Annotated in this window: 23 protein-coding genes and 1 tRNA gene; 17 read left to right on the top strand and 7 right to left on the bottom strand. The window is 61.9% G+C overall.

Annotated elements, in window-relative coordinates; translation table 11 throughout:
* Positions 1–104: 104 nt before the first annotated feature.
* The 6 genes from PSEMAI1_RS0117155 to PSEMAI1_RS0117130 all read left to right on the top strand — a co-directional run bounded on the left by PSEMAI1_RS0117155 (position 105) and on the right by PSEMAI1_RS0117130 (position 4,523).
* On the top strand, positions 105–392 hold the full coding sequence (locus PSEMAI1_RS0117155) for an accessory factor UbiK family protein (protein ID WP_024304050.1): 288 nt from the start codon (positions 105–107) through the stop codon (positions 390–392).
* 10 nt (positions 393–402) lie between these two features.
* The gene (locus PSEMAI1_RS0117150) at positions 403–1,905 is read left to right on the top strand and encodes a YifB family Mg chelatase-like AAA ATPase (RefSeq protein WP_024304049.1); all 1,503 of its coding nucleotides are present in this window, start codon (positions 403–405) and stop codon (positions 1,903–1,905) included.
* A 65-nt stretch (positions 1,906–1,970) separates the two neighbouring features.
* The gene (locus tag PSEMAI1_RS0117145; RefSeq protein ID WP_024304048.1) at positions 1,971–2,690 is read left to right on the top strand and encodes an SPOR domain-containing protein; all 720 of its coding nucleotides are present in this window, start codon (positions 1,971–1,973) and stop codon (positions 2,688–2,690) included.
* A 17-nt stretch (positions 2,691–2,707) separates the two neighbouring features.
* Positions 2,708–3,322, top strand: a complete 615-nt coding sequence (locus PSEMAI1_RS0117140) for a thiol:disulfide interchange protein DsbA/DsbL (RefSeq protein ID WP_024304047.1) — start codon at positions 2,708–2,710, stop codon at positions 3,320–3,322.
* A 227-nt stretch (positions 3,323–3,549) separates the two neighbouring features.
* The gene (locus PSEMAI1_RS0117135; RefSeq protein WP_024304046.1) at positions 3,550–4,371 is read left to right on the top strand and encodes an undecaprenyl-diphosphate phosphatase; all 822 of its coding nucleotides are present in this window, start codon (positions 3,550–3,552) and stop codon (positions 4,369–4,371) included.
* 75 nt (positions 4,372–4,446) lie between these two features.
* Positions 4,447–4,523: transfer RNA gene (locus PSEMAI1_RS0117130), tRNA-Met, on the top strand.
* A gap of 233 nt (positions 4,524–4,756) precedes the next feature.
* Here PSEMAI1_RS0117130 and purB read toward each other — a convergent pair.
* The 3 genes from purB to ffh form a co-directional block, all read right to left on the bottom strand.
* Positions 4,757–6,127: an adenylosuccinate lyase gene (purB, locus tag PSEMAI1_RS0117125; RefSeq protein ID WP_024304045.1), complete on the bottom strand. Its 1,371-nt coding sequence runs from the start codon at positions 6,125–6,127 to the stop codon at positions 4,757–4,759.
* 74 nt (positions 6,128–6,201) lie between these two features.
* Positions 6,202–7,101, bottom strand: coding sequence for a RimK family alpha-L-glutamate ligase (locus tag PSEMAI1_RS0117120; protein ID WP_024304044.1), 900 nt, complete (start codon positions 7,099–7,101; stop codon positions 6,202–6,204).
* A 23-nt stretch (positions 7,102–7,124) separates the two neighbouring features.
* Positions 7,125–8,483, bottom strand: a complete 1,359-nt coding sequence (ffh, locus tag PSEMAI1_RS0117115) for a signal recognition particle protein (protein WP_024304043.1) — start codon at positions 8,481–8,483, stop codon at positions 7,125–7,127.
* Positions 8,484–8,591: 108 nt separating this feature from the next.
* Between ffh and PSEMAI1_RS0117110 the strand changes: the two genes are divergently transcribed.
* Both PSEMAI1_RS0117110 and PSEMAI1_RS0117105 read left to right on the top strand, forming a co-directional pair.
* Complete coding sequence (locus PSEMAI1_RS0117110; RefSeq protein WP_024304042.1) at positions 8,592–9,410, top strand: inner membrane protein YpjD; 819 nt, start codon at positions 8,592–8,594, stop codon at positions 9,408–9,410.
* A 57-nt stretch (positions 9,411–9,467) separates the two neighbouring features.
* A complete protein-coding gene (locus PSEMAI1_RS0117105) occupies positions 9,468–9,809 on the top strand; it encodes a ComEA family DNA-binding protein (RefSeq protein WP_024304041.1) in 342 nt (113 codons plus the stop codon).
* A 38-nt stretch (positions 9,810–9,847) separates the two neighbouring features.
* Here PSEMAI1_RS0117105 and PSEMAI1_RS0117100 read toward each other — a convergent pair whose 3' ends face one another.
* On the bottom strand, positions 9,848–11,257 hold the full coding sequence (locus tag PSEMAI1_RS0117100) for a deoxyribodipyrimidine photo-lyase (RefSeq protein ID WP_024304040.1): 1,410 nt from the start codon (positions 11,255–11,257) through the stop codon (positions 9,848–9,850).
* A gap of 384 nt (positions 11,258–11,641) precedes the next feature.
* On the opposite strand from PSEMAI1_RS0117100, the gene PSEMAI1_RS0117095 reads away from it, so the two are divergent.
* The 7 genes from PSEMAI1_RS0117095 to yacG all read left to right on the top strand — a co-directional run bounded on the left by PSEMAI1_RS0117095 (position 11,642) and on the right by yacG (position 18,391).
* The gene (locus PSEMAI1_RS0117095) at positions 11,642–12,652 is read left to right on the top strand and encodes a porin (RefSeq protein WP_024304039.1); all 1,011 of its coding nucleotides are present in this window, start codon (positions 11,642–11,644) and stop codon (positions 12,650–12,652) included.
* Positions 12,653–12,919: 267 nt separating this feature from the next.
* Positions 12,920–14,629: a type IV-A pilus assembly ATPase PilB gene (pilB, locus tag PSEMAI1_RS0117090; RefSeq protein WP_024304038.1), complete on the top strand. Its 1,710-nt coding sequence runs from the start codon at positions 12,920–12,922 to the stop codon at positions 14,627–14,629.
* A 22-nt stretch (positions 14,630–14,651) separates the two neighbouring features.
* A complete protein-coding gene (locus PSEMAI1_RS0117085) occupies positions 14,652–15,878 on the top strand; it encodes a type II secretion system F family protein (RefSeq protein ID WP_024304037.1) in 1,227 nt (408 codons plus the stop codon).
* 11 nt (positions 15,879–15,889) lie between these two features.
* A complete protein-coding gene (locus PSEMAI1_RS0117080) occupies positions 15,890–16,744 on the top strand; it encodes an A24 family peptidase (protein ID WP_024304036.1) in 855 nt (284 codons plus the stop codon).
* A complete protein-coding gene (gene coaE, locus PSEMAI1_RS0117075) occupies positions 16,731–17,351 on the top strand; it encodes a dephospho-CoA kinase (RefSeq protein WP_024304035.1) in 621 nt (206 codons plus the stop codon). Before PSEMAI1_RS0117080 ends, coaE begins: the two co-directional genes overlap by 14 nt.
* 78 nt (positions 17,352–17,429) lie before the next feature.
* On the top strand, positions 17,430–18,188 hold the full coding sequence (zapD, locus tag PSEMAI1_RS0117070) for a cell division protein ZapD (RefSeq protein WP_024304034.1): 759 nt from the start codon (positions 17,430–17,432) through the stop codon (positions 18,186–18,188).
* Positions 18,189–18,196: 8 nt separating this feature from the next.
* Positions 18,197–18,391 carry a DNA gyrase inhibitor YacG gene (gene yacG / locus PSEMAI1_RS0117065; RefSeq protein ID WP_024304033.1) on the top strand — a complete coding sequence of 65 codons (195 nt, stop codon included), beginning with the start codon at positions 18,197–18,199 and terminating at the stop codon, positions 18,389–18,391.
* A 73-nt stretch (positions 18,392–18,464) separates the two neighbouring features.
* On the opposite strand, the gene PSEMAI1_RS0117060 is transcribed toward yacG, so the two are convergent.
* A complete protein-coding gene (locus PSEMAI1_RS0117060; protein WP_024304032.1) occupies positions 18,465–19,697 on the bottom strand; it encodes an N-acetylmuramoyl-L-alanine amidase in 1,233 nt (410 codons plus the stop codon).
* Positions 19,658–20,149 carry a tRNA (adenosine(37)-N6)-threonylcarbamoyltransferase complex ATPase subunit type 1 TsaE gene (gene tsaE / locus PSEMAI1_RS0117055; RefSeq protein ID WP_024304031.1) on the bottom strand — a complete coding sequence of 164 codons (492 nt, stop codon included), beginning with the start codon at positions 20,147–20,149 and terminating at the stop codon, positions 19,658–19,660. Before tsaE ends, PSEMAI1_RS0117060 begins: the two co-directional genes overlap by 40 nt.
* Between tsaE and queG the strand changes: the two genes are divergently transcribed.
* Both queG and murI read left to right on the top strand, forming a co-directional pair.
* Positions 20,148–21,251 (top strand): tRNA epoxyqueuosine(34) reductase QueG, encoded by a 1,104-nt coding sequence (gene queG, locus PSEMAI1_RS0117050; protein ID WP_024304030.1) that lies wholly within the window; start codon positions 20,148–20,150, stop codon positions 21,249–21,251. The two genes, tsaE and queG, sit on opposite strands and share 2 nt — an antisense overlap.
* 31 nt (positions 21,252–21,282) lie before the next feature.
* Positions 21,283–22,098 (top strand): glutamate racemase, encoded by an 816-nt coding sequence (gene murI / locus PSEMAI1_RS0117045; protein ID WP_024304029.1) that lies wholly within the window; start codon positions 21,283–21,285, stop codon positions 22,096–22,098.
* A 74-nt stretch (positions 22,099–22,172) separates the two neighbouring features.
* On the opposite strand, the gene PSEMAI1_RS0117040 is transcribed toward murI, so the two are convergent.
* Positions 22,173–22,598: a MaoC family dehydratase gene (locus PSEMAI1_RS0117040; RefSeq protein WP_024304028.1), complete on the bottom strand. Its 426-nt coding sequence runs from the start codon at positions 22,596–22,598 to the stop codon at positions 22,173–22,175.
* Between the last annotated feature and the right edge of the window lie 135 nt (positions 22,599–22,733).

Below are 22,733 nucleotides of genomic sequence, written 5' to 3'. Positions count from 1 at the left end.
GTCCGGTGGTGCACCAATTCTGTGCGGTTGCCCAACGCTGCAGCAGTAAATCCTTTTTGCTACACTCAAGCCTATGCAACATGACGCAGTCAAGGAGGACTCAGATGTTGAGCCAGAAATTGTTTGAAGAAATCACCGCCAAGATCAGCGAGACCATTGCGGCCAGCCCGGTCAAGGATGTCGAAAAGAACGTCAAGGCCATGATGGCGTCGACGTTCTCCCGCATGGATCTGGTCACCCGCGAAGAATTCGACGTCCAGCAGGAGGTCCTGCTGCGAACCCGCGAGAAACTGGAGCAGATGGAGGCTCGCCTGGCGGCGCTGGAAGCGGCGGTGTTCCCGGATAAGGCGGCCGAACAGGTCGACACGCAAGCCTCCCTCGGTCACTCCTGAAGTTCCGCCGATGACGTTGGCTGTCGTACATAGCCGGGCCTTGTCCGGCATGGAGGCTTCCGAAGTCTCCGTCGAAGTGCATATGGCCAACGGACTGCCGGCGTTTGCCATCGTCGGTCTGCCGGATACCGAGGTAAAGGAAAGCCGCGACAGGGTCCGTGCCGCCATCCTGACCTCGGGGTTCACGTTTCCCGCGCGGAAGATCACCGTGAATCTGGCCCCGGCCGATCTGCCGAAGGATTCCGGTCGGTTCGACCTGCCGATTGCCATCGGTATCCTCGTCGCTTCCGGCCAGGTGCGGGGCGACTCGCTGGCCGGTTACGAATTCGCCGGTGAGCTGGCGCTGAGCGGTCAGCTGCGTGCGATTCGGGGTGCCTTGGCGATGATGTGCCATGCCCGGCGTGCCGGACGGGCTTTCGTGCTTCCCGCATCCTGCGCGGCCGAAGCTGCTCTGGTTTCCGGTGCCACGGTGTATTCGGCCGAGACACTGCTTGACGTGTGCGCCCATCTGAACGGTTTGCAGCGCTTGCCCATTGCGCAGCCCGAAACCACCGCTGCCTCGTTGTGTTATCCCGACCTTGGCGACGTCAAAGGGCAGGGGGCGGCCCGCGAGGCGCTGGAGATTGCGGCAGCAGGAGGCCACAGCCTGCTGCTGATCGGCCCGCCAGGGACAGGAAAATCGATGCTGGCTTGCCGTTTGCCCGGGATATTGCCCCCGATGCAGGATGACGAGGCGCTGGAAACGGCGGCCGTCCAGTCATTGGGGTCGCAAGGCTTCTCGGCACAGGCCTGGCGCGCCCGGCCATTTCGCTCGCCCCATCACACGGCCTCTGCCGTGGCCTTGGTCGGGGGTGGATCCGAGCCCCGTCCCGGGGAGATCAGTCTGGCTCATCGAGGGGTGTTGTTTCTGGACGAACTGCCGGAATTCGACCGTCGTGTGCTGGAGGTGCTGCGGGAACCTCTGGAAAACGGCATGATCCATATCTCCCGTGCCGCCCGGCAAGCGACTTTCCCTGCCCGTTTTCAACTCGTGGCGGCAATGAATCCCTGCCCTTGCGGCTATCTCGGGCATCATTCCGGCCGCTGTCAGTGCACGCCGGAGCAGATTGCCCGATATCGCGGTAAAATCTCCGGCCCCTTGCTCGACAGGATCGACATGCATATCGAAGTGCCGACGCTGTCGTCGGACGAACTGACAAGCCAGGAGCAGGGCGAGGCGAGTGCAGCGGTGCGCGAGCGGGTGATCGCTGCCCGCCGCAGGCAGTTGGCACGGCAGGGGAAGGCGAATGCCGACCTGTCCGGTGCCGAGCTCGATCAGCATGCCTTGGCCGAGGCCTCGGCTCTGGAAACCTTGCTCCAGGTGTTAGAGCGGCTCCATCTTTCCGCACGCAGTTACCATCGCATCCTGCGTGTGGCCAGAACGATTGCAGATTTGAAGGGGGCGGAACGCATTTCGCGCAAGGAAGTGTTGCAGGCGGTACAACTGCGTCGCGCCGGCTTGCCAAATGGCTGAGCTTTTCGACGTAGTGGTCTTAATTATTGGATAATGTGGCGATTGCATGATGCATCTCCGTGCCCATGGGTAACCTTGATTTGAAACATTCTTCCCGTTCTTCTTCTTCTTCTTCATCTTCTTCGCGCCGCAAGCCGTCCGGTGCCGCGCGTAGTGGCGGTGGCGGCTTGATGGCTGGCATTGTCATCGGGTTGATCGTCGGGGTGGCTGTCGCTGTCGGTCTGGCCATGTATCTCAATCGCTCCGCCTCGCCATTTGCGACGCCTGGCAAACCGGGCCAGAAGCCGGCTGCTCAGGCGTCCGAACCTGCCTTGTTGTCACCGGGGAGTAAGATCGCCGAGTTGTCGGCGGCATCATCCGCTCCCGCTGCTCAGCCGGCCGTGCCGCCCTCTGCGGCAGCTCCGGCTGCCAAGCCGGTTGCCCCCGCCAAGAGTCAGGACGAGCAGCGTTTCGATTTTTACAAGATTCTTCCGGGGCAGTTAGATGCCGTCCCCAGCGAGAATGAGAAGTCGGCCAAGAATGGGGAACCTTCCGCCCCGGCCGTGGTTCAAAAGTCCTACTTGCAATTGGGCGCCTTCCAGAATGAAGACGAGGCCGACAATCTGAAAGCCCGCTTGGCCATGCTGGGTGTCGAAGCCTCGATACAGTCCGTCACCATTCCAGAAAAAGGGCTGGTGCATCGAGTCCGGGTCGGGCCGTTCACGCGTCAGGAGGATCTGGAGCGAGTTCGTGCCCAGCTCAAGCAGGACGGCTTGAATGGCGCTGTCGTCAAGTCGGGTAATTGATTTTACAAGGGGATAACATGAAGAAGTGGTTGCTTGTCGGGCTGTTGCTGGTCAGTTCCCTGGCCAATGCCGCGATCGAGCTTGGCAAGGATTACACGGTGCTGGCCAATCCGCAGCCGGTGGCGACTCCCGGCAAGGTGGAGGTGATCGAGTTTTTCTCCTACCATTGCATCCATTGCTTTCATCTCGATCCGGCGCTGACGGCGTGGAGCAAGAAACTGCCGGCCAATGTCAGCTTCCGCCGCGAGCAGATCGTCTGGGACAAGCAGATGGAAGGTTTGGCGCGTCTGTTTGCCACTTTCAATGCCACCCGGACCTTGGACAAGCTTCATGCGTCCGCGCTGAGTGCGATGGTGGAGAAAAAGGTTAACCTGGCCAACGAGGCCGAAATGAGCAAATGGCTGGCTACCCAGCCCGGCATCGATACCAAAGCCTTCATGGCGACCTATAAGTCGTTCGGCATCAATGCCCAGGTGGCCCGGGCCACCAAGATCACGCGCGACTATCGCATCGAGGGCACGCCGACCATCGTGGTCGCCGGCAAGTACGCTACCATGGCTGCCGAGCCGGCACGACTGTTGCAGGTGGTGGATGAGCTGATTGCCAAGGCGAGCCGGGAAATGAAAAAGTAAGGGGATTACGTTTCTGCTAACAGGCAAAGGCAGCATGGCTGCCTTTGTTTTTGGCTTTGCTGAGTTGCGTGTGGAAGCCCTGCGTGGCTTCTCATAACCGGCGTCTTGGCGATTGCTTCAAAGACTGGAGTGATGCCGTTATGCCCGGATTTCCGCTGATGGGTTGCGTGATACATACGAAACAGTGTCTTGCTTTACCCTGATATCAAAAGTCGAAAGGTTTTATCGTGGATGTGCTGTTGTTAGTCAAGGCGCTGCTGATGGGAGTTGTCGAAGGATTGACCGAGTTTCTCCCGATCTCCAGTACCGGGCATTTGATCGTGGCTGGGGACTTGATCAATTTCCATACCGAGACCAGCACGGTGTTCGAGGTGGTGATCCAACTGGGTGCCATTCTGGCGGTGGTCTGGGAATACCGGACACGTTTTCTCGGTGTTGCGGCAAATTTCGGAAAGGAGGCTTCGGCACAGAGGTTTGTCGTCAATCTGCTGCTGGCCTTTTTGCCCGCCGCCCTCATCGGCTTTCTGTTCATCAAGGTGATCAAGCTCTACCTGTTCAACGCGGTCAGCGTGGCGCTGGCGTTCATTGTTGGTGGCTTGGTGATCCTGCTGGTCGAGCGCAGGGAGTATAAGGCCCAGGTGCATAGCGTGGACGCGATGACCTGGCGGGATGCTCTCAAGGTGGGGATGGCGCAGGTGTTTGCCCTGATTCCGGGGACCTCGCGCTCTGGTGCCACTATCATCGGCGGCATGTTGTTCGGCCTCGATCGCAAGGTGGCCACCGAGTTTTCCTTTTTCCTGGCGGTGCCGACCATGTTCGCGGCGACCATCTACGATGTGTACAAGCATCGCGAGCTGTTCGTCCTTAGCGATGCGCCGGTATTTGCCGTGGGTTTCGTCGCGGCCTTTTTCAGTGCCTTCCTGGCGGTGCGCGGCTTGATCCGCTATGTCTCCGGCCATAATTTCAATGCGTTCGCCTGGTACCGTATCGCTTTCGGCGTGCTGATCCTGCTGACGTGGCAAATGGGCTGGGTAGGCTGGGTGGCTTGAGCGCGTCTTGCTGCCGATAATTGCGCCCAGCTCTTGACGCGGACAAATATAGTCAGTATTATGCATTTCTTCAGACGCGGGGTGGAGCAGTCTGGTAGCTCGTCGGGCTCATAACCCGAAGGTCGTAGGTTCAAATCCTGCCCCCGCAACCAGAATTCAGAAAACCAGAGCAATCGCTCTGGTTTTTCCATTTCCAGCGCCCCAGTTCGGTGCGTTTTGCTTGTCGTATTATTTCTTCCAAGTCACTTCAGGCCCACGTTTCCCAACGGGGCCTTTCTTTTTGGCTCGAATCACTGTTCCAGTGCCAATTCGGTCTGGACCAGGCGCTCATAAAAAACGCGCCACCGGCTTGGTGGCGCGTCTTGCTGGATGGGGCTGGACGGCGTCAGATGCGCTTGGCCAGTTCCACCGCCTTGCCGATGTAGCTGGCAGGGGTCAGTTCCAGCAGGCGGGTTTTCTCCTGCTCCGGAATGTCCAGGCCCTTGATGAAGGCGGACAGGGTGTCGCGGGTGATGCCGTCCTTGCCGCGAGTCAGCTCCTTGAGCTGCTCGTACGGGTTGGCGATGCCGTAGCGGCGCATCACGGTCTGGATCGGCTCGGCCAGCAATTCCCAGCTGGAGTCCAGGTCGGCAGCCAGGGCGGCCGGGTTGATTTCCAGCTTGTTCAGGCCGCGCAGGCAGGCGTTGAAGCCGAGCAGGGTGTAGCCGAAGCCGACGCCCATGTTGCGCAGCACGGTGGAGTCGGTCAGGTCACGCTGCCAGCGCGAGATCGGCAGCTTCTCGGCCATGAAGCCGAGTACGGCGTTGGCCATGCCGAGGTTACCCTCGGAGTTTTCGAAGTCGATCGGGTTGACCTTGTGCGGCATGGTCGAGCTGCCCACTTCGTCCTTCTTCACCTTCTGCTTGAAGAAGCCAAGCGAGATATAGCCCCAGACGTCGCGGTTGAGGTCGATCAGGATGGTGTTGACGCGGCCCATGGTCTGATAGAGCTCGGCCATGTAGTCGTGCGGCTCGATCTGGATGGTGTAGGGATTGAAGGTGAGGCCGAGGCCGGTCACGAAGCGGCCGCACAGGCTTTCCCAGTCGACGTTCGGGTAGGCGATCTGGTGGGCGTTGTAGTTGCCGACGGCGCCGTTGATCTTGCCGAGGATTTCCTGCTTGACCAGTTGTTCGCGCTGGCGGCTCAGGCGGTACACCACGTTGGCCAGTTCCTTGCCCATGGTGGACGGCGTGGCCGGCTGGCCGTGGGTGCGGCTCATCATCGGCACGGCGGCCAGTTCGTGCGCCAGGTTCTGCAGGCGCTGGATCACGCTGTCGAGAGCCGGCAGCACCACGGTGTTGCGCGCCGTCTTCAGCATCAGGGCGTGCGACAGGTTGTTGATGTCTTCCGAGGTGCAGGCGAAGTGGATGAACTCGCTGGCAGCCATCACTTCCGGATTGCCGGACAGGCGCTCTTTCAGCCAGTACTCGATGGCCTTCACGTCGTGGTTGGTGCGGGCTTCGATGGCCTTGATCTCTTCACCGTGCTCGACGTTGAAGTTGGCGATGACGTCATCGATTTCGCGCAGGGTCGCTTCGGAGAACGGCTTGACCTCTTCGATGCCCGGCTCGGCAGCCAGCATTTTCAGCCACTCCAGCTCTACCTTGATGCGGAACTTCATCAGGCCGTACTCGGAGAACAGGGAGCGCAGCGGTTCGGCCTGGTTGGCATAGCGGCCATCGAGAGGGCTCAGGGCGGTCAGCGTGGTCAGATTCATGACGAGGTATTTCCAAGCGTGTGTGCCGGTTGCCCGGCGGTTTCAGTACAAAAAGATAAAAGAGCGGCCACGGCTCAACCGCGCAGGCGGCGAGCCACGCCTTCGGCCAGCCGGTCGGCGGCTTCCGGGTGAAAACGGAAGAACAGCTCCGGCTCGATCATTTCCAGTTCCATGATGGCCAGTTGGCCGTCGTTGTCGCGGATCGTGTCGACGCGGGCGTACAGCACGTCGAACGGCACCGCGGCGACGGCCGCTTCAGCGAAGGTAATCTCCTCCTGGCTCGGCGTGTAGTCGTGCACCTGGCCGCCGTGGTCGTCCTGCACCCGGAAGTCGCCGGACTTGGGGGTCTTGCGGATGGCGTGGGTGTAGCGGCCATCGATGATCATCAGCGAGGTTTCCCCCTGCTCGAGCACATTGCGCTGGAACGGCTGCAGCATCATCGCTTCCTGTTCGATCAGCTCGCCGTAGCTGCATTCCAGCTCGGCGCTGTCGGTGTGGTGAAAGCGGTAAGTATGCCGCGCCGCTCCTGAGACAACCGGCTTCAGGATCAGTTCGTCCCAGCCGGTGCTCTCGACCACGTTGAGCAGCGAACGCTTGTCGCCCTTTTCAATGTAGAGCGTCGGCACGATGTTGATATCCTTTTCTGCCAGGGCGCCGAGATAATGCTTGTCGATGTTCCAGCGGATCAGTGCGGCCTCGTTGAACAGCCGGGTCTGGGCGCTGGTGCGCTGCAGCCACGGGGTGAACTCGGCGTAGCGGTCGAAGTAGTCCCAGGTGGTGCGAAACAGCGCCGCGCGCGTCCGGCTCCAGTCCATGTCGGGGTCGGCCCAGTCGAGGCGGGCGACGGTGAATCCCTGTCGCTCCAGGGCGCGCATCACCAGACCGTCCTCGGTGTGTACCTGGCGGGTATACCAGTCGGCCTCGTTGGGGGCGAGATAGCGGCTTTCGGTCAGGACGACCACATCGTAGTGCATGGGGATTCCGTGTTCTGCTCGTGTTACATGCCGCCGGGCAGCATGCCCTTCATGCCGCGCATCATCTTCATCAGCCCGCCCTTGGACGAGAACTGCTTCATCATCTTCTGGGTCTGTTCGAACTGGTTCAGCAGGCGGTTGACTTCCTGCACCGTCACGCCCGAACCGGCGGCAATGCGGCGCTTGCGGCTGGCCTTGAGCAGCTCCGGTTTGCGGCGTTCTTCCGGGGTCATCGAGTTGATGATGCCCTCGATGCGGCGCATCGATTTTTCGGCTTCGGCGCCCTGCACCCCCTTGGCCATCTGGCCGAGCTGCCCCGGCATTTTCTCCAGCAAATTGGCCATGCCGCCCATCTTCTTCATCTGCTGCATCTGCGCCTTGAAGTCTTCCAGGTCGAAGCCCTTGCCCGACTTGAGCTTCTTGGCCATCTTGGCGGCTTCATCCTGGTCGATGCCCTTCTGGACCTCTTCGATCAGGCTGAGCACGTCGCCCATGCCGAGAATACGGCTGGCCATGCGCTCGGGATGGAAGGGCTCGAGGCCGGTCAGTTTCTCGCCGACGCCGATGAACTTGATCGGCTTGCCGGTGACGTGCCGCACCGACAGCGCGGCCCCCCCGCGGGCGTCGCCGTCCATCTTGGTCAGGATCACGCCGGTGAGCGGCAGTGCCTCGTTGAAGGCCTGGGCGGTGTTGACGGCGTCCTGGCCTTGCATGGCGTCGACCACGAACAGCGTTTCGATCGGATTGAGTGCGGCGTGCAGGGCCTTGATTTCCTGCATCATGGCATCGTCGATCGCCAGGCGGCCGGCGGTGTCCACCATCAGCACGTCGAAGAAATGGCGCTTGGCGTGGTCGACGGCGGCGCGGGCGATCGCCTCCGGCTTTTGCGTGCCGTCGGAGGGGAACCACTCCACGCCGATCTGGCCGGCCAGAGTCTTGAGCTGCTCGATGGCGGCCGGGCGATAGACGTCGGCCGATACCACCAGCACTTTCTTCTTCTGCGTTTCTTTCAGCAGCTTGGCGAGCTTGCCAACCGTGGTGGTCTTACCGGCACCTTGCAGGCCGGCCATCAGCACGATGGCGGGCGGAACGGCGGCCAGGTTCAGCGCATCGTTCTTCTCGCCCATCAATCGGGTCAGTTCTTCGTTGACCACGCCGACCAGGGCCTGGCCCGGGGTCAGGCTGCCCATCACTTCCTGGCCGAGGGCGCGCTCCTTGACGTGGCTGATGAAGGTCTTGACCACCGGCAGGGCGACGTCCGCTTCCAGCAGCGCCATGCGGACTTCGCGCATCGCGTCCTGGATGTTGGAGTCGGTCAGGCGAGCCTGGCCGCGCAGGTTCTTGATGACGCCGGACAGGCGGTTGGTAAGGTTATCAAGCATGGGGCGTCCTTCTGCCTGCCAACGATGGGCAGCTTGGTGTAGACTTTCAAACTGCTCATTTTACACGACCCATCGGGCTTGCGCCCGGTTCACGAGTGCAATTACTTCATGACCAGTTTTCTGCTCGTCATCACCTTGCTTCTGATTCTGGCCTACGGTGCGTTTTCCTGGCATTTCATCGGGCATTGGCGTGGCGTCGGCATCCTGCCGCGCCACCCCCGTCGCGAGCACATGCTGCTGGGTTTTTTGCTGTTGCTGCACGCCATGGCGGTGATGGGGCCGTTGCGGGAAGGGGCGCTGTTGTCGCTCGGGGTTGGCCGGGCACTGTCGGTGCTGGTGTGGCTGATGCTGTTGATCTATTGGACCTGCGGCTTTTTCTACCGGGTGGAGGGCTTGCAGCTGTTCATGATGCCGCTGGCGGTGGTGACGCTGGTCTTCAGCCTGGTGTTTCCCGGTCAGCATCTGCTCGGCGACCTGTCCAACCCCGCCTTGCTGATGCACATCCTGGTCTCGATGCTCGCCTATAGCCTGCTCGCCATCGGTGCGCTGGTGGCGGTGCTGATGCTGGCCCTGGACAAGGCGCTGCACGACAAACGCTGGATGAGCCTGGTGCGCCAGCTGCCGCCGCTGCTGTCGCTGGAAACCATGATGTTCCAAGTGCTGGGTGTGGGTTTTTTGCTACTGACCGCGAGTCTGCTCAGCGGCGTGGTGTTCTCCGAGGAGGTATTCGGCAAGCCGGTGGCATGGTCGCACAAGATCGTGTTTTCCATCATCGCGTGGGGCTTGTTCGGTGCGCTGCTACTGGGGCGCAAGTTCTATGGCTGGCGTGGCAAGCTGGCCGTGCGCTGGACGCTGATTGGATTTGTGGCGCTGATGTTTGCCTATATCGGCAGTAAGGTGGTGCTCGAACTGGTTTTGCATCGCTGACAATTGTTTGTCATATTGGCGGCGGTTCTCCCTTATTCGTGCACCTAAGGCGTCGATATGAAGAAGTTGCTGCTCATTCTCACCAGCCTGCTGGTATTTTGCTCCTCGGCCATGGCGGCCATTAACCTTAATACCGCTTCGCAGCAGGAACTCGAGTCGCTCAACGGCATCGGTCCGGCCAAGGCCAAGGCGATTCTGGACTACCGGACCAAGCAGGGGCCGTTCAGGAGTGTCGACGAGTTGAAGAACGTGTCGGGTATCGGCGACAAGACCCTGGAAAAACTGCGCCAGGACATTGCAGTTACCGGCAATGGCATGGCGACGCAAGCCAAACCGGGGGCGACTCTGGCTGCTCCGGCCAGACCGGCGGTCAAGCCAGTCATGCCGCCCAGGCAATAGCCCGCCTCGTTCTTGCTGGAATGCCCCGCCCGGGGCGTTCATGCTTTGTGGCGCTGCCCGAACAGCACCAGTGCTTTCTCCCGTTGCACGGAGTGGTCGACGATTGGTGCAGGATAATCATGCCCCAGCCTGAATCCCGGAGGCAGCATCTTGGCCTGCCATGGGGCATGGATGGCTTTGTTGTCGAGCCCGGCCAGCTCGGGCAGATAACGGCGGATGAACTTGCCCTCCGGGTCGAATTTCTGTGATTGGGCCACCGGGTTGAAGATGCGGAACCACGGCTGGGCATCGCAGCCGGTCGAGGCGGCCCACTGCCAGCCGCCGTTGTTGGCGGCCAGATCGTAGTCGATCAGCTTTTCGGCGAAATGGCGCTCTCCCCAACGCCAGTCGATCAGCAGGTCCTTCACCAGAAAGCTGGCCGTCACCATGCGCAGCCGGTTGTGCATGTAACCGCTGTATTCCAGTTGGCGCATTGCTGCATCGATCAGAGGGTAACCGGTGCGCCCTCTGCACCAGGCGGCGAACAGATCTTCATCGTTGGGAAAGGCGAGCTGGCGGTATTCCGGCTTGAAGCTTTCCTCTGCTACCCGTGGGTAATGCCACAGCAGTTGCTGGTAGAACTCGCGCCAGATCAGTTCGTCAAGCCACTTCAGAGCGCCGGCATTGCCTTGCTGCCAGGCAAACTGTGCCAGTTGCCGGATCGAGATGGTGCCGAAACGCAGGTGGGCCGACAGATACGACACCCCCTTGGCGGCAGGGAAGTCGCGCCATTGCTGGTAACGGTCGATGCGTTGGGCGAAGTCGGAGAACAAGGTTGCGGCGCCCGACATGCCGGGGTGGATGCCTAATCGCTTCAGTCCACTGTCGGCAAATCCCAATTCGGCCAGGGTGGGCAGAGGTGTTTCGTCCAGTTTCGCCAGCCTATCCAGGTAATGTGTGCTGGGATAGGCCTGTAGATAAAACGGGGTGAGTTTTTTCAGCCAGGCGTTGCGATACGGAGTGAAGACGGTATAAGGCTTGCCGCTGCCGTTCAACACTTCGTCCTGTTCGAAAATAACCCGGTCCTTGACCGTTTTCAGCCGAATGCTGTGCCGTGCCAGTTCGGCGGCAACCTCCTCATCGCGCTGACGGGCGGCCGGCTCGCAGTCGCGGCTGGCCCAGACCGTGCCGGCGCCGTATTCCCGTGCCAGTGCCGGAATGTCCTCGACAGCCCGGCCATGGCTCACCACCAGATCGCTGCCGCACTGGCGCAAGGCCTGCTTCAGTTCGACGAGCGCATGCCAGATGAAGTCCACCCGGCGGTCCTGTCGTGGCAGACCCTCCAGGATGTCGCGGTCGAACACGAACACGCAGATCACCCGCTCGCTGTGGCGCAAGGCAGCGTGTATGGCCGCGTGGTCGTCAAGGCGCAGGTCGCGGCGGAACCAGCACAAGGAAGTGGTCGTCATGGCAGGGAAGGGTTAGGAGGGGATGGTGCTATTTTGTCGTCTCTTTGATCCGGATGCCATGTGCTCATCGCCACGGCCGGGAATGCATGGAGTGACTTTTTTGCAACAGTTTTTGTCATAACTGGTGGCATTGTGGCAAATTGACAACAAAGTCACGTTCCTTATTTTTTAAATAAAAACAATGACTTGCTGTTTTTTGTTGCATGCCCGTCAAACCGGACTTGATGGGTTTGCAACGCGATTTTGTATTTTCGCAACGCCAGATTTATAGTCTCGACAGAAATCGCCGGAAGTAATCGGTGGTGCAGAAATGTTCGGACCGGCCTGCTCTCAAGGCGGCCTGGAACCGGACAAACCCAACTGACTTAAACAAGGAAGAACGCGATGAACAAAAAGCTGATCGCTGTTGCTCTGGCCGCCCTGCCGGTTGCCGCCATGGCCGACGTGACCCTGTACGGCAAGATCAAGATGGGTGTGGAAAACGTGAAGGAAGGCGACTCTTCCTCCGTTAACCGCATCGACGATATCGGCACTCGTATCGGTTTCAAGGGCTCCGAAGATCTGGGCAACGGCCTGAAGGCCATCTGGCAGGTCGAGCAGAAGGTGTCGATCGACGACAAGGGCGCCGCTGGCGGTACTTGGGCGTCGCGTGACAGCTTCTTGGGCTTCCAAGGCGACTTCGGTAAGGTGAAGTTCGGCCGTCTGAGCACCTTCCAGAACTCCGACATGGAAGACGTTGACCCGTACGAGTACGGCAACAATGCCATGGGTCTGGGGACCTTCACCCGCAACGACGGCCGCGTAAACAACGCCGTGCGTTACGACAGCCCGGAATTCGCTGGCTTCAACGCCACCGTGTTGTACGGCGCTGACGAAACCGCTGGTGTGAACAAGGATACCTGGAACCTGGGCCTGGGCTACAAGTTCGACGCCTTCTTCGCCAAGTACAGCTACCTCCGTCAGAACAGCCAAAATCCGGCCGCTGACAAGGACAACCAGAGCCACCGCGTAGAAGCCGGCTACAGCGCCAACAACCTGCTGGTGGCCGTGGGCTACCAGCAGACCAAGAGCTACGTGACTGCTGCTGGCGACTCTCTTGCCTTCAACATTGGTTCCGCAGTTGCTGGCGACGAAGTCAAGGACCGCGAAGCCGTGCTGACCGTGGCCTACACCATGGGCGCGCTGACCCCGAAACTGTCGCTGGCCAAGGGCTGGGACGTAAAGGTTGACGGCGACAAAGAGTCCGACACCGGTTACAAGCAGTACGTGGTTGGCGTTGACTACGCCCTGTCCAAGCGCACCGTGCTGGGCGCCCAGTATGGCAAGCTGAACTTCGACGGCGGCTCCTCGGATGACATCCGCGCCTTCGGTGTGAACGCCGTTCACTCCTTCTAATCTGTAAGCCCTTACAGATTGCCGAAAAGGCCGCGCAAGCGGCCTTTTTTCATGCCTATTGCTTGCGTAGAATGCCATCGACCACGGCTCGCCGGATCTTGCTTGATTGCCTGAGTGAGCGGCGTACTGGTCGTGCCTTTCTCCTGGCCGTTTCATGCAGGCCGGGTGGATTTGCGCTACAGTCCGGAGTGTGCCGCTGTCATCGTGCTGCGGGTAGGTGGTGACGATGAGCGGGCAGATGATCGCGTCGTTCGAACAAGGAACGTTATGGAAGTTTCTGCAGGCGTTTCCGGCCTCGGCCGTGCCCTGGTGCAACACAACAGCCTGCTGCTGCAGGACGCCGAGGCGATCCAGCGCCAAGCGCAAAGCTCATCGATCAGTTTCGTCGAGCAGCTCATCCTCAGCAAGAAAATGACGGCGCTGGAGGTGGCGACCTTTGCCTCGCAGGTCTTCGGCTTTCCATTGCTGGATCTGGCCGCCGTCGAGCCCGAGCAGCTACCGCAGGGCCTTGTCGACGAGGAGTTGATCGGCAGCCGCCGCTTGTTGCCGCTCTACAAGCGAGGCAGCCGGCTGTTCATTGGCACGTCCGATCCGACCCAGACCTCGGCCTTCCACGCCATCACCTTCAAGACCAGTTTGTCAGTCGAGGTGGTGGTGGTGGAGGACGACAAGCTGGGCAAGCTGATCGGCAGTTACAAGACTGACGGGACCGCTGCGATCAAGGCGTTGGTGGACGAGGATTTCGGTGACCTGGAGTTCGCCGACCCGGATGCCGAGCCGGAAAAAACCGTCGCCCAGACCGAGGTGGACGATGCGCCGGTAGTCAAGTTCATCCACAAGGTGTTGCTGGATGCGATCAACGGCGGCGCGTCGGACGTTCATTTCGAGCCGTACGAGAAATACTACCGCATCCGCTACCGGGTCGACGGCGTGCTCAAGGAAGTGGCACAGCCGCCCTTGCTGTTGAAGGAGAAGATCGCTTCGCGCATCAAGGTGATCTCGCGGCTGGATATTTCCGAGAAGCGCGTGCCGCAGGATGGGCGCTTGAAGCTGGTGCTGTCCAAGACGCGTGCCATCGATTTCCGGGTCAGCACGCTGCCGACGCTGTTCGGCGAGAAGATCGTGATGCGTATCCTCGACCAGTCGGCGGCCACGCTGAATATCGAGCAGTTGGGGTTCGAGCCGGAGCAGAAGGCCATGCTGCTGGAGGCCATCGCCCGACCCTACGGCATGGTGCTGGTCACCGGCCCGACCGGCAGCGGCAAGACGGTGTCGTTGTATACCTGCCTGAACATCCTCAACAAACCGGACACCAATATCTCCACGGCGGAGGACCCGGTCGAAATCAACCTGCCGGGGATCAACCAGGTCAACGTCAACGAGCGTGCCGGCTTGACCTTCTCGTCCGCGCTGAAGGCCTTTCTGCGCCAGGACCCGGACGTGATCATGGTGGGCGAGATACGCGACTTCGAGACCGCCGATATCGCCATCAAGGCGGCGCAGACCGGTCACATGGTGTTTTCCACGCTGCACACCAACAACGCTCCCGCCACGCTGACGCGGTTGCTGAACATGGGGGTGGCGCCGTTCAACGTGGCCAGTTCGGTGCTGCTGATCATGGCACAGCGTCTGGCCAGACGTCTGTGCAATCACTGCAAGAAGCCGATGGACATCCCGCGGGAGGCCTTGCTGCGTGCCGGCTACCGAGAGGAGGAACTGGACGGCAGCTGGCAGGCGTATGGCCCGGTGGGGTGCCGCGAGTGCCGCGATTCGGGCTACCGCGGGCGGGTGGGCATTTATGAGGTGATGCCCATCACCGATGCCATGACTCGGCTTATCATGAAAAACGGCACGGCGGTAGATATCGCCGATCTGGCGCGCCAGGAGGGCATGGTCGATCTGCGCCATGCCGGTCTGCTCAAGGTGAAGCAGGGAATCACCTCGCTGGCGGAAATCGAAGCCGTCACCAACGAATAATACTGCAGGGAAGTGAGACGCCATGGCGACGCTGACAAAGAAACTGCCCACGGCGGCGGTCCACATCTGGGAGTGGGAAGGCAAGGACCGTACCGGTAAGGTGGTGCGGGGGGAGATGCGCGCCGAGTCCGAAATGGTGGCCAAGGCCCAGTTGCGGCGTCAGGGCATCACGGTGCTGAAGCTGAAGAAGCGCAAGGCGGGGTTCGGGCGGCGCATCACCGAGCGCGACATCACGCTGTTTACCCGTCAGCTGGCCACGATGATGAAGGCCGGGGTGCCGCTGTTGCAGGCCTTCGATATCTCGGCCAAGGGCCATAGCAACCCGGCCGTGACCAAGATGCTGCTGGAGGTGCGCGCCGATGTGGAAACCGGCATGTCGCTGGCCGAGGCCTTTCGCAAGCGCCCGTTGTACTTCGACAAGCTGTTCTGCAACCTGATTGCCGCCGGGGAGACCGGCGGGGTGCTGGATTCGCTGCTGGACAAGCTGGCGACCTACCGCGAAAAAATCATGGCGATCAAGGGCAAGATCAAATCGGCGATGATCTATCCCTCGGCCATTATCGCCACCGCCTTCATCATCACCACCATCATCATGTTGTACGTGATTCCGGCGTTCAAGGATCTGTTTTCCAGTTTCGGTGCCGATCTGCCGGCGCCGACGCTGTTCGTCATCTGGCTGTCCGATGCCTTCGTCAGCTATTGGTGGTTGATCTTTGCCGTCGTCTTCGGGGGCATCTTCGGCGCCATGTTCTTCTTCAAGCGTTCGCCCAAGTTCCAGGAACAGGTCGACCGCTTGCTGCTCAAGCTGCCGGTGCTGGGCGAGGTGGTGCAGAAGGCGACCATCGCTCGCTGGGCGCGCACGTTGGCCACCATGTTCACGGCCGGGGTGCCGCTGGTGGAGGCGCTGGATTCGGTGGGGGGGGCTTCCGGCAACCAGGTTTACGTTGAGGCGACCAAGCGCATCCAGTCGGAGGTCAGTATCGGTTCCAGCCTCAGTTTCGCCATGCAGCGCACCAATTTGTTCCCCAATATGGTGATGCAGATGACGGCGATCGGCGAGGAGTCGGGCTCGCTTGACCACATGCTCGAGAAGGTGGCGGATTTCTACGAGGAAGAAGTCGATAATGCGGTGGCGGCGATGTCCAGTCTGCTGGAGCCGGTCATCATGATCGTTCTGGGGGTGCTGATCGGCGGCCTGGTGATCGCCATGTACATGCCGATCTTCAAGATGGGGCAGGTGGTCGGTTGATGATGACGGAGATGGATGAGGTACTGTCGGCCAACCCGGTGTTGATGACCGGGGTGGTGGCCTTGCTGGGTTTGCTGGTGGGCAGTTTCCTGAACGTGGTGATCCACCGCCTGCCCAAGATGCTGGAGCGGGAGTGGCAGCAGGAGTGTGCGTTGTTGAGCGGTCAGCCGGCGGAGGAGGGACCGCGCTTCAACCTGCTGACGCCGGCCTCGCATTGCCCTTCGTGCCAGGCACCGGTGCGGGCCTGGCAGAATATCCCGGTGTTGAGCTTCCTGCTGTTGCGCGGGCGGTGCGGGAACTGCGGGGCGACGATCGCGCGGCGTTATCCGCTGGTGGAGTTGATGTGCGGTCTGATGTTCGCGGCACTGGCCTACCGTTTCGGCTGGACGCTCGATCTGCTGGGCTACGCCGCCCTGACCGCGACGCTGATCGCCTTGGCGTTCATCGATGCCGATACCCAGTTGTTGCCGGACTCGCTGACCCTGCCCTTGTTGTGGGGGGGCTTGCTGTTCAGTCTGTTGGGCGGACGCGTGCCGCTCGACGAGGCGGTGATCGGTGCCATGGCGGGCTATGCGTCGCTGTGGCTGATCTTCTGGCTGTTCAAGCTGGTGACGGGCAAGGAGGGCATGGGTTACGGCGACTTCAAGCTGCTGGCGGCGCTGGGTGCCTGGCTCGGCTGGAAGATGCTGCCGCTGGTGATCCTGCTGTCTTCGCTGGTGGGGGCCGTGTTCGGCATCGCCATGATCCTGCTGGCCCGCTTGGGCCGTGGGCAGCATTTGCCGTTCGGGCCCTACCTGGCGTTGGCGGGGTGGATCGCCTTGCTGTGGGGAGAACAGATTGTCGGGTGGTACCTTGGCGGCCGCTAAGGTGGTCGGGCTGACCGGCGGCATCGGGTCGGGCAAGAGCGCCGCTGCCCGCTGTTTTGCTGATCTCGGTGTGGCGGTGGTCGATACCGACGAGCTGTCGCATGCCCTGACGGCCCCCGGGGGGCGGGCGATGCCGCTGATCGTGGAGCGCTTCGGGGCGGGTTTTCAGCGGGCAGACGGGGCGCTCGATCGTCAGCGCATGCGCGAGCTGGTGTTCGAGCAGCCCGAGGCGAGGAAAGAGCTCGAGGCCATCCTGCACCCGCTGATTCTCGAAGACAGTTTGGCCCAACTGGCCCAGGTGGAGGGGACGTACGCCTTGCTGGTGGTGCCCTTGCTGTTTGAAAGCCAGGCTTATCGCGAGGTGGTGGATCGCAGCTTGCTGATCGATTGCGACGAAGAGGTTCAGGTGGCCAGGGTGATGCAGCGCAACGGCTTGAGCGAGCCGCAGGTGCGTTCCATCATGGCGGCGCAGATGCCGCGCGCGGTCAAGCGGCAGCTCGCCGACGATATTATTGACAATAGCGGCACGCTGAGTGAACTTGCGCTTCAAGTCGAGGCCAAACATCGTTATTATCTGTCGAGCCTCGCCAGGGCTCGGGGCCAGTGATGAGGCCGACTGCGCTCCGCTTCATGACCGGCGCAAACAATTACTCCAATAAAAGCCATCTAGAAGGGCCGTGGTGCCGTGATCAGTTTTGAATTTCCCGTTACCGAGAAAACTCGGATGCTGCTGCGCTTGGAGCAGTTGTACGCGCGCCTGGCCTTTTTCATTTCCCAAGATCATCCCTTCGAGCACCATTCCGCCATCCTGACGCTGTTCGAGTTGATGGAGACGGCGTCACGCGCCGATCTCAAGGCCGAGCTGCTGCAGGAGCTGGAACGGCAGAAGCAGATTCTCGAGGCCCTGCGCGACAATCCGAATGTGTCCGAAGACATGCTGGAAGGGGTCATCGACGAGATCGAGAGCACGGCGGGGAATCTGTTGGATCTGACCGGCAAGTTCGGCCAGCATCTGCGGGAAAACGAGTGGCTGATGGCGATCAAGCAGCGGGCCGGCATCCCCGGCGGAACCTGCCAGTTCGACCTGCCGTCGTATTATCTCTGGCAGCTCAAGCAGCCGGATGAGCGCCGTGTCGATCTGCAGCGCTGGGCCGCGCCGCTGATGCCGACGGCCGAGGCATCGCGCATCCTGCTCAAGCTGCTGCGCAACGGCGGCAAGTCGCACCAGTACGTGGCGCGGCGCGGGGTGTTCCAGCAGATGTCCGGCGGCAAGGTGGTGCAGCTGATCCGCATCGGTTTCGACGAGTCGCTCGGCGCCCTGCCGGAGCTGTCGGCCAACAAGTATGCGCTGAACATCCGCTTCATCAACGCGGCCACCGGCGAGAGCCGGCCCAAGCCGACCGAGGCCGATGTCGAATTCACCCTGACCCATTGCAAGTTCTGAGTATCGTCATGAGCGAGAAGGTACGAATCGTCGCCTGCCCGACCTGTGGTGCCGCCGTGCGCTGGGAGCCGCAGAGCCGCTACCGGCCGTTTTGCAGCGAGCGCTGCAAGCTGATCGATCTGGGGCAGTGGGCGGACGAGAGCTATCGTCTGCCGGCGGAGGAAGAGCATCCGGATAGTGAGCCGCCGAGCGATCTGCGCTGAAAAATGCTTCTTAAGGACAAAGCACATGGCCCGCATCAGCGGGCCATGTGCTTTGCGGTCTTGTCGAAACGCCTCAGACGCGCGCCAGCGCCGCGCCTTGGGCAAAGTAGCTGCGTACGCCGCCGAAGATGCTTTCGGCCACCTTCTGCTGGAAGGTGCTGTCCATCAGCCGGCGTTCTTCTTCCGGATTGCTGATGAAGGCGGTCTCGACCAGGATGGACGGGATGTCCGGCGCCTTCAGCACGGCGAAGCCGGCCTGTTCCACTTCGTCCTTGTGTAGCCGGTTGAGCTCGCCGATCTTGCTGAGCACGCTCTTGCCGAGCTTGAGGCTGTCGTTGATGGTGGCGGTCTGGGTCAGGTCGAACAGGGTGTGCGCCAGGTAGCGGTCCTTGCTGGTGATCTTCACCCCGCCGATCAGGTCGGCGTCGTTCTGCGTCTTGGCCAGGTAGCGCGCCGCGGTACTGGTGGCGCCTTGCTCCGACAGCGCGAACACCGACGAACCGCGCGCGCTGGGGTTGAGGAAGGCGTCGGCGTGGATCGAGATGAACAGGTCGGCGCCCAGCTTGCGCGCCTTGGCCACGCGCACGCCAAGCGGGATGAACACGTCCTCGTCGCGCGTCATGTAGGCCTTCATATTGCGTTCGGCGTCGATCATGCGCTTGAGCTGCTTGGCGATCTTCAGCACCACGTCCTTCTCGCGGGTGCCGGAGGGGCCGACTGCGCCGGGGTCTTCGCCGCCGTGGCCTGGGTCGAGCATGATCAGGATCGGGCGGCTCTTGTCGGGTTTGTTCTTCGACTTGAGCGGCGGCTGTTCCAGCTTGCCCTTGTTGTAGTCTTCCAGCAGCGCCAGCAGCGGGTCGTCCTGCTGGGCCGTGGGGTAGAGATCGATGACCAGCCGGTGGTGGTATTCCGCTACCGGCGCCAGGGTGAACACCTGTGGTTTGATGTCGGACTTCAGGTCCAGCACGATGCGCACGGTATCGGGGGTGAACTGGCCGGCACGGGCCGTCTGGATGAACGGGTCGGCGGTGCTGATCTGGCTGCCGATGTCCTTGAGCACCGCGTTGAGTTGCACGCCTTCGATGTCGATCACCAGCCGGTCGGGGTTGGGGATGCTGAAGTACTTGTATTTGAGCGCCTCGTTGGCTTCCAGCGTGACGCGGGTGTAGGTGGACGACGGCCAGACCCGCAGGGCGACGAGCTGGCTCGGGGCAGCCAGGCCGACGCGGCTGACCGTCAGCAGGAAGGTCGCGGCGGCGGCGCCGATCAGGCGGCGGCGGGCGGGATCGAAAGGCGGGTGAGGCATGACTGTCCAATGTCCGTTTGGGCGGTGATTTTATACTTCCGACCGCTGCCGGCGACGGCCAGTTCCACGATCAGGTCGGCGCGCGGCAGCAGGCCTTCTGCCTTGTCCGGCCACTCCACCAGGCAGAGCGTGTCGGGGCCGAAATAGTCGCGAAAGCCGGCATCCTCCCACTCTTCCGGGTCGGCGAAGCGGTAGAGGTCGAAATGGTGTACCGTGAGAGTGGCGAGCAGGTAGCTTTCCACCAGGGTATAGGTCGGGCTCTTGACCCGGCCGTGGTGGCCGAGTCCGGCGAGCAGGCCGCGGCTGAGCGTGGTCTTGCCGGCGCCCAGGTCGCCCCACAGGTAGATGACGGTGCCGGGGACGACGGCGCGCGCCAGTGCCCCGCCCAACGCTAGCGTGGCGGGCTCATCGGGCAGGCTGCCCTGTCGAACACTGGTATCATCCATCTCCATGACCGAGAAGTCCTTGCAAAAACCGGATTATCCCGAATTGGCGCGGCAAATCAAAGCGTGGGCGGGCGAATTGGGCTTTGCCGATGCCCGCATCACCCGACCGCAGCTGCCGCCCGAGGCCGAAGCGACGCTGCTGGCGTGGCTGGCCGAAGGCTGTCATGGCGAGATGGACTACATGGCGCGCCACGGCGTGCTCAGGCTGCGTCCGGCGGAGCTGGTACCGGGGACGCTGTCGATCGTCTCGCTACGCATGCATTACTGGCCGGGCGCGGCGCGTGACGCCGACGCGGTGCTGGCCGACGGCGAGCGCGCCTATCTGTCGCGCTACGCGCTGGGCCGCGATTATCACAAGGTGTTGCGCAATCGTCTGCAGAAGCTGGCGGAAAGGGTGCAGGCGGTGGTGGGCGAGTTCGGCCATCGGGTGTTCACCGACAGCGCGCCGGTGGCCGAGGTGGCGCTGGCGGCGCAGGCCGGACTCGGCTGGCGTGGCAAGCACACGCTGCTGCTCAACCGCCGGCACGGCTCGCTGTTCTTTCTCGGCGAACTGTTCACCGACCTGCCCTTGCCGCCCGACGAGGCGGAAGAGGAGCATTGCGGCCGCTGCACGCGCTGCCTCGATGTGTGCCCGACGCTGGCCATCGTCGAGCCCTACAAGGTCGATGCGCGCCGCTGCATTTCCTACCTGACCATCGAACTGGCTGGGGCGATTCCGCCGGAGCTGCGGCCCTTGATCGGCAACCGCGTGTACGGCTGCGACGACTGCCAGCTGGCCTGTCCGTGGAACCGCTTTGCCGTGCCGACCGAGGAGGCGGACTTCGCGGTGCGCCACGGGCTCGACGACGTCTCGCTGGCCGAGCTGTTCGGCTGGAGCGCGGACGACTTCGCCGCGCGCATGGCCGGCAGCCCGATCTACCGCATCGGCTACGAGCGCTGGTCGCGCAACCTGGCGGTCGGCCTCGGCAACGCCCCGAGCGCGCCGGCGGTGTTGGCGGCGCTGAAGGCCAGGGAGAACGATCCGTCGGAGCTGGTGCGTGAGCATGTGCAATGGGCGCTGGCACAGCATGCTGCCAGAGCCGCAGGGGGTGACGATGAGGCGTGCTAAGATGCGCGCCTTGTTTGCTTGAGGAAACGTCATGACAGCAGCCAAAGCGCGTCGTCCGATTGGGGTGTTCGATTCCGGTGTGGGCGGGCTGACCGTGGTGCGGGCCCTGATGGACCGCCTGCCGTTCGAGGACATCATCTATTTCGGCGACACCGCGCGCGTTCCCTACGGCGTCAAGTCGGTGGCAACCATCCGCGCCTTTTCCGGTCAGATCGTCGAGTTCCTGCTGCAGCATGAGGTCAAGGCGCTGGTGGTGGCGTGCAACACCATTTCGGCGGTGGCGCTCGAGCAGGTGCGCGAGCAGGCCGGCGACATCCCGGTGATCGGCGTGATCGAGGCCGGCGCGCAGGCGGCGGTCAAGGTGAGCCAGAGCCACGAGATCGGCGTGATCGCCACGTCCACCACCGTCAACAGTAACGCCTACGCCCGCGAGATCCACCGCCTCCAGCCCGAGGCGCGGGTGTACTCCCAGGCCTGTCCCCTGTTCGTGCCGCTGGTCGAGGAGGGCTGGGTCGATCACCCGGTGACCCGCCTCACCGCCGAGGAGTACCTGAAAACGGTGCTGGTGGAAAACGTCGACACGCTGGTGCTGGGCTGCACCCATTACCCGCTGATCAAGCCGCTGCTGGCCGAGGTGACCGAGGGCCGGATCGAACTGGTCGACTCGGCGCTGACCACGGCCGAAGCCACCGCCGAGGTGCTGGGCGGGCTCGACTTGCTCAATCCGCAACGCGGCACGCCGGAATACCGCTACTACGTCACCGACATCCCGCTCAGGTTTCAGACCATCGGCGAGCGCTTCCTGGGGCGCAGCATCCGTGACCTCGAGATGGTCAAGCTGGGCTGATCGGACAAGGCCGGTCGGTGCAAAGTCAAAGAGCCGTACTCCGGTACGGCTCTTGTGAGGGGAGGCGTCGCCGTTCAGCTTGCTGCGCGCGACGGCGCGATCACCAGCGATTCGCCTTCCAGCACTACCTTGCCGCCGACCAGGCACTGGGTGGAGAACTGGACGCGTTTCTTGACCGGGTCCAGTTCGATGACGGTGGCGCGGGCGGTGACGGTATCGCCGATCTTGACCGGCGCCTTGAAGCGGGTCGATTGCGACAGGTAGATGGTGCCTTCGCCCGGCAGCCGGGTGCCGACCACGGTGGAAATCAGTCCCGCCGTGAGCATGCCGTGGGCGATGCGCGTGCCGAACGGGGTCTGCTCGGCGTATTCCTGGTTCAGGTGTACCGGATTGTTGTCTCCCGAAACGGCGGCGAACATCAGGATGTCCGCCTCGGTGATGGTCTTGGCGTATTCGGCGCTCTGGCCGATCTCGATATCCTCGAAATAAATCGTGGTCATGCGGTGCCCCTGCATTTGTCATGGAGATGTTGCACTGCATCTTGTCATACTTTCCACAGCATGCAAATCGAGCGGAAACAAGGTAGTATTTGAAATTCAGTTGCGTTTTTGAGACGGTCCACCCATCCTTTCTCT

Origin of the sequence: Pseudogulbenkiania sp. MAI-1 (genome assembly GCF_000527175.1) — a bacterium.
Classification (GTDB): Bacteria; Pseudomonadota; Gammaproteobacteria; order Burkholderiales; family Chromobacteriaceae; genus Pseudogulbenkiania.
The sequence above is the reverse complement of the archived record's forward strand: the minus strand, read 5'-3'. Positions and strand labels throughout refer to the sequence as shown.

Coding starts and splice junctions, on each gene's coding strand:
- murI (WP_024304029.1), top strand. CDS start 21,283: ATGACAGCAGCCAAAGCGCGTCGTCCGATTGGGGTGTTCGATTCCGGT.
- PSEMAI1_RS0117080 (WP_024304036.1), top strand. CDS start 15,890: ATGGATGAGGTACTGTCGGCCAACCCGGTGTTGATGACCGGGGTGGTG.
- yacG (WP_024304033.1), top strand. CDS start 18,197: ATGAGCGAGAAGGTACGAATCGTCGCCTGCCCGACCTGTGGTGCCGCC.
- PSEMAI1_RS0117150 (WP_024304049.1), top strand. CDS start 403: ATGACGTTGGCTGTCGTACATAGCCGGGCCTTGTCCGGCATGGAGGCT.
- PSEMAI1_RS0117120 (WP_024304044.1), bottom strand. CDS start 7,101: ATGCACTACGATGTGGTCGTCCTGACCGAAAGCCGCTATCTCGCCCCC.
- PSEMAI1_RS0117085 (WP_024304037.1), top strand. CDS start 14,652: ATGGCGACGCTGACAAAGAAACTGCCCACGGCGGCGGTCCACATCTGG.
- queG (WP_024304030.1), top strand. CDS start 20,148: ATGACCGAGAAGTCCTTGCAAAAACCGGATTATCCCGAATTGGCGCGG.
- PSEMAI1_RS0117110 (WP_024304042.1), top strand. CDS start 8,592: ATGACCAGTTTTCTGCTCGTCATCACCTTGCTTCTGATTCTGGCCTAC.
- PSEMAI1_RS0117095 (WP_024304039.1), top strand. CDS start 11,642: ATGAACAAAAAGCTGATCGCTGTTGCTCTGGCCGCCCTGCCGGTTGCC.
- PSEMAI1_RS0117100 (WP_024304040.1), bottom strand. CDS start 11,257: ATGACGACCACTTCCTTGTGCTGGTTCCGCCGCGACCTGCGCCTTGAC.
- pilB (WP_024304038.1), top strand. CDS start 12,920: ATGGAAGTTTCTGCAGGCGTTTCCGGCCTCGGCCGTGCCCTGGTGCAA.
- purB (WP_024304045.1), bottom strand. CDS start 6,127: ATGAATCTGACCACGCTGACCGCCCTGAGCCCTCTCGATGGCCGCTAT.
- PSEMAI1_RS0117040 (WP_024304028.1), bottom strand. CDS start 22,598: ATGACCACGATTTATTTCGAGGATATCGAGATCGGCCAGAGCGCCGAA.
- tsaE (WP_024304031.1), bottom strand. CDS start 20,149: ATGGAGATGGATGATACCAGTGTTCGACAGGGCAGCCTGCCCGATGAG.
- PSEMAI1_RS0117060 (WP_024304032.1), bottom strand. CDS start 19,697: ATGCCTCACCCGCCTTTCGATCCCGCCCGCCGCCGCCTGATCGGCGCC.
- PSEMAI1_RS0117155 (WP_024304050.1), top strand. CDS start 105: ATGTTGAGCCAGAAATTGTTTGAAGAAATCACCGCCAAGATCAGCGAG.
- ffh (WP_024304043.1), bottom strand. CDS start 8,483: ATGCTTGATAACCTTACCAACCGCCTGTCCGGCGTCATCAAGAACCTG.
- PSEMAI1_RS0117145 (WP_024304048.1), top strand. CDS start 1,971: ATGGGTAACCTTGATTTGAAACATTCTTCCCGTTCTTCTTCTTCTTCT.
- PSEMAI1_RS0117105 (WP_024304041.1), top strand. CDS start 9,468: ATGAAGAAGTTGCTGCTCATTCTCACCAGCCTGCTGGTATTTTGCTCC.
- PSEMAI1_RS0117140 (WP_024304047.1), top strand. CDS start 2,708: ATGAAGAAGTGGTTGCTTGTCGGGCTGTTGCTGGTCAGTTCCCTGGCC.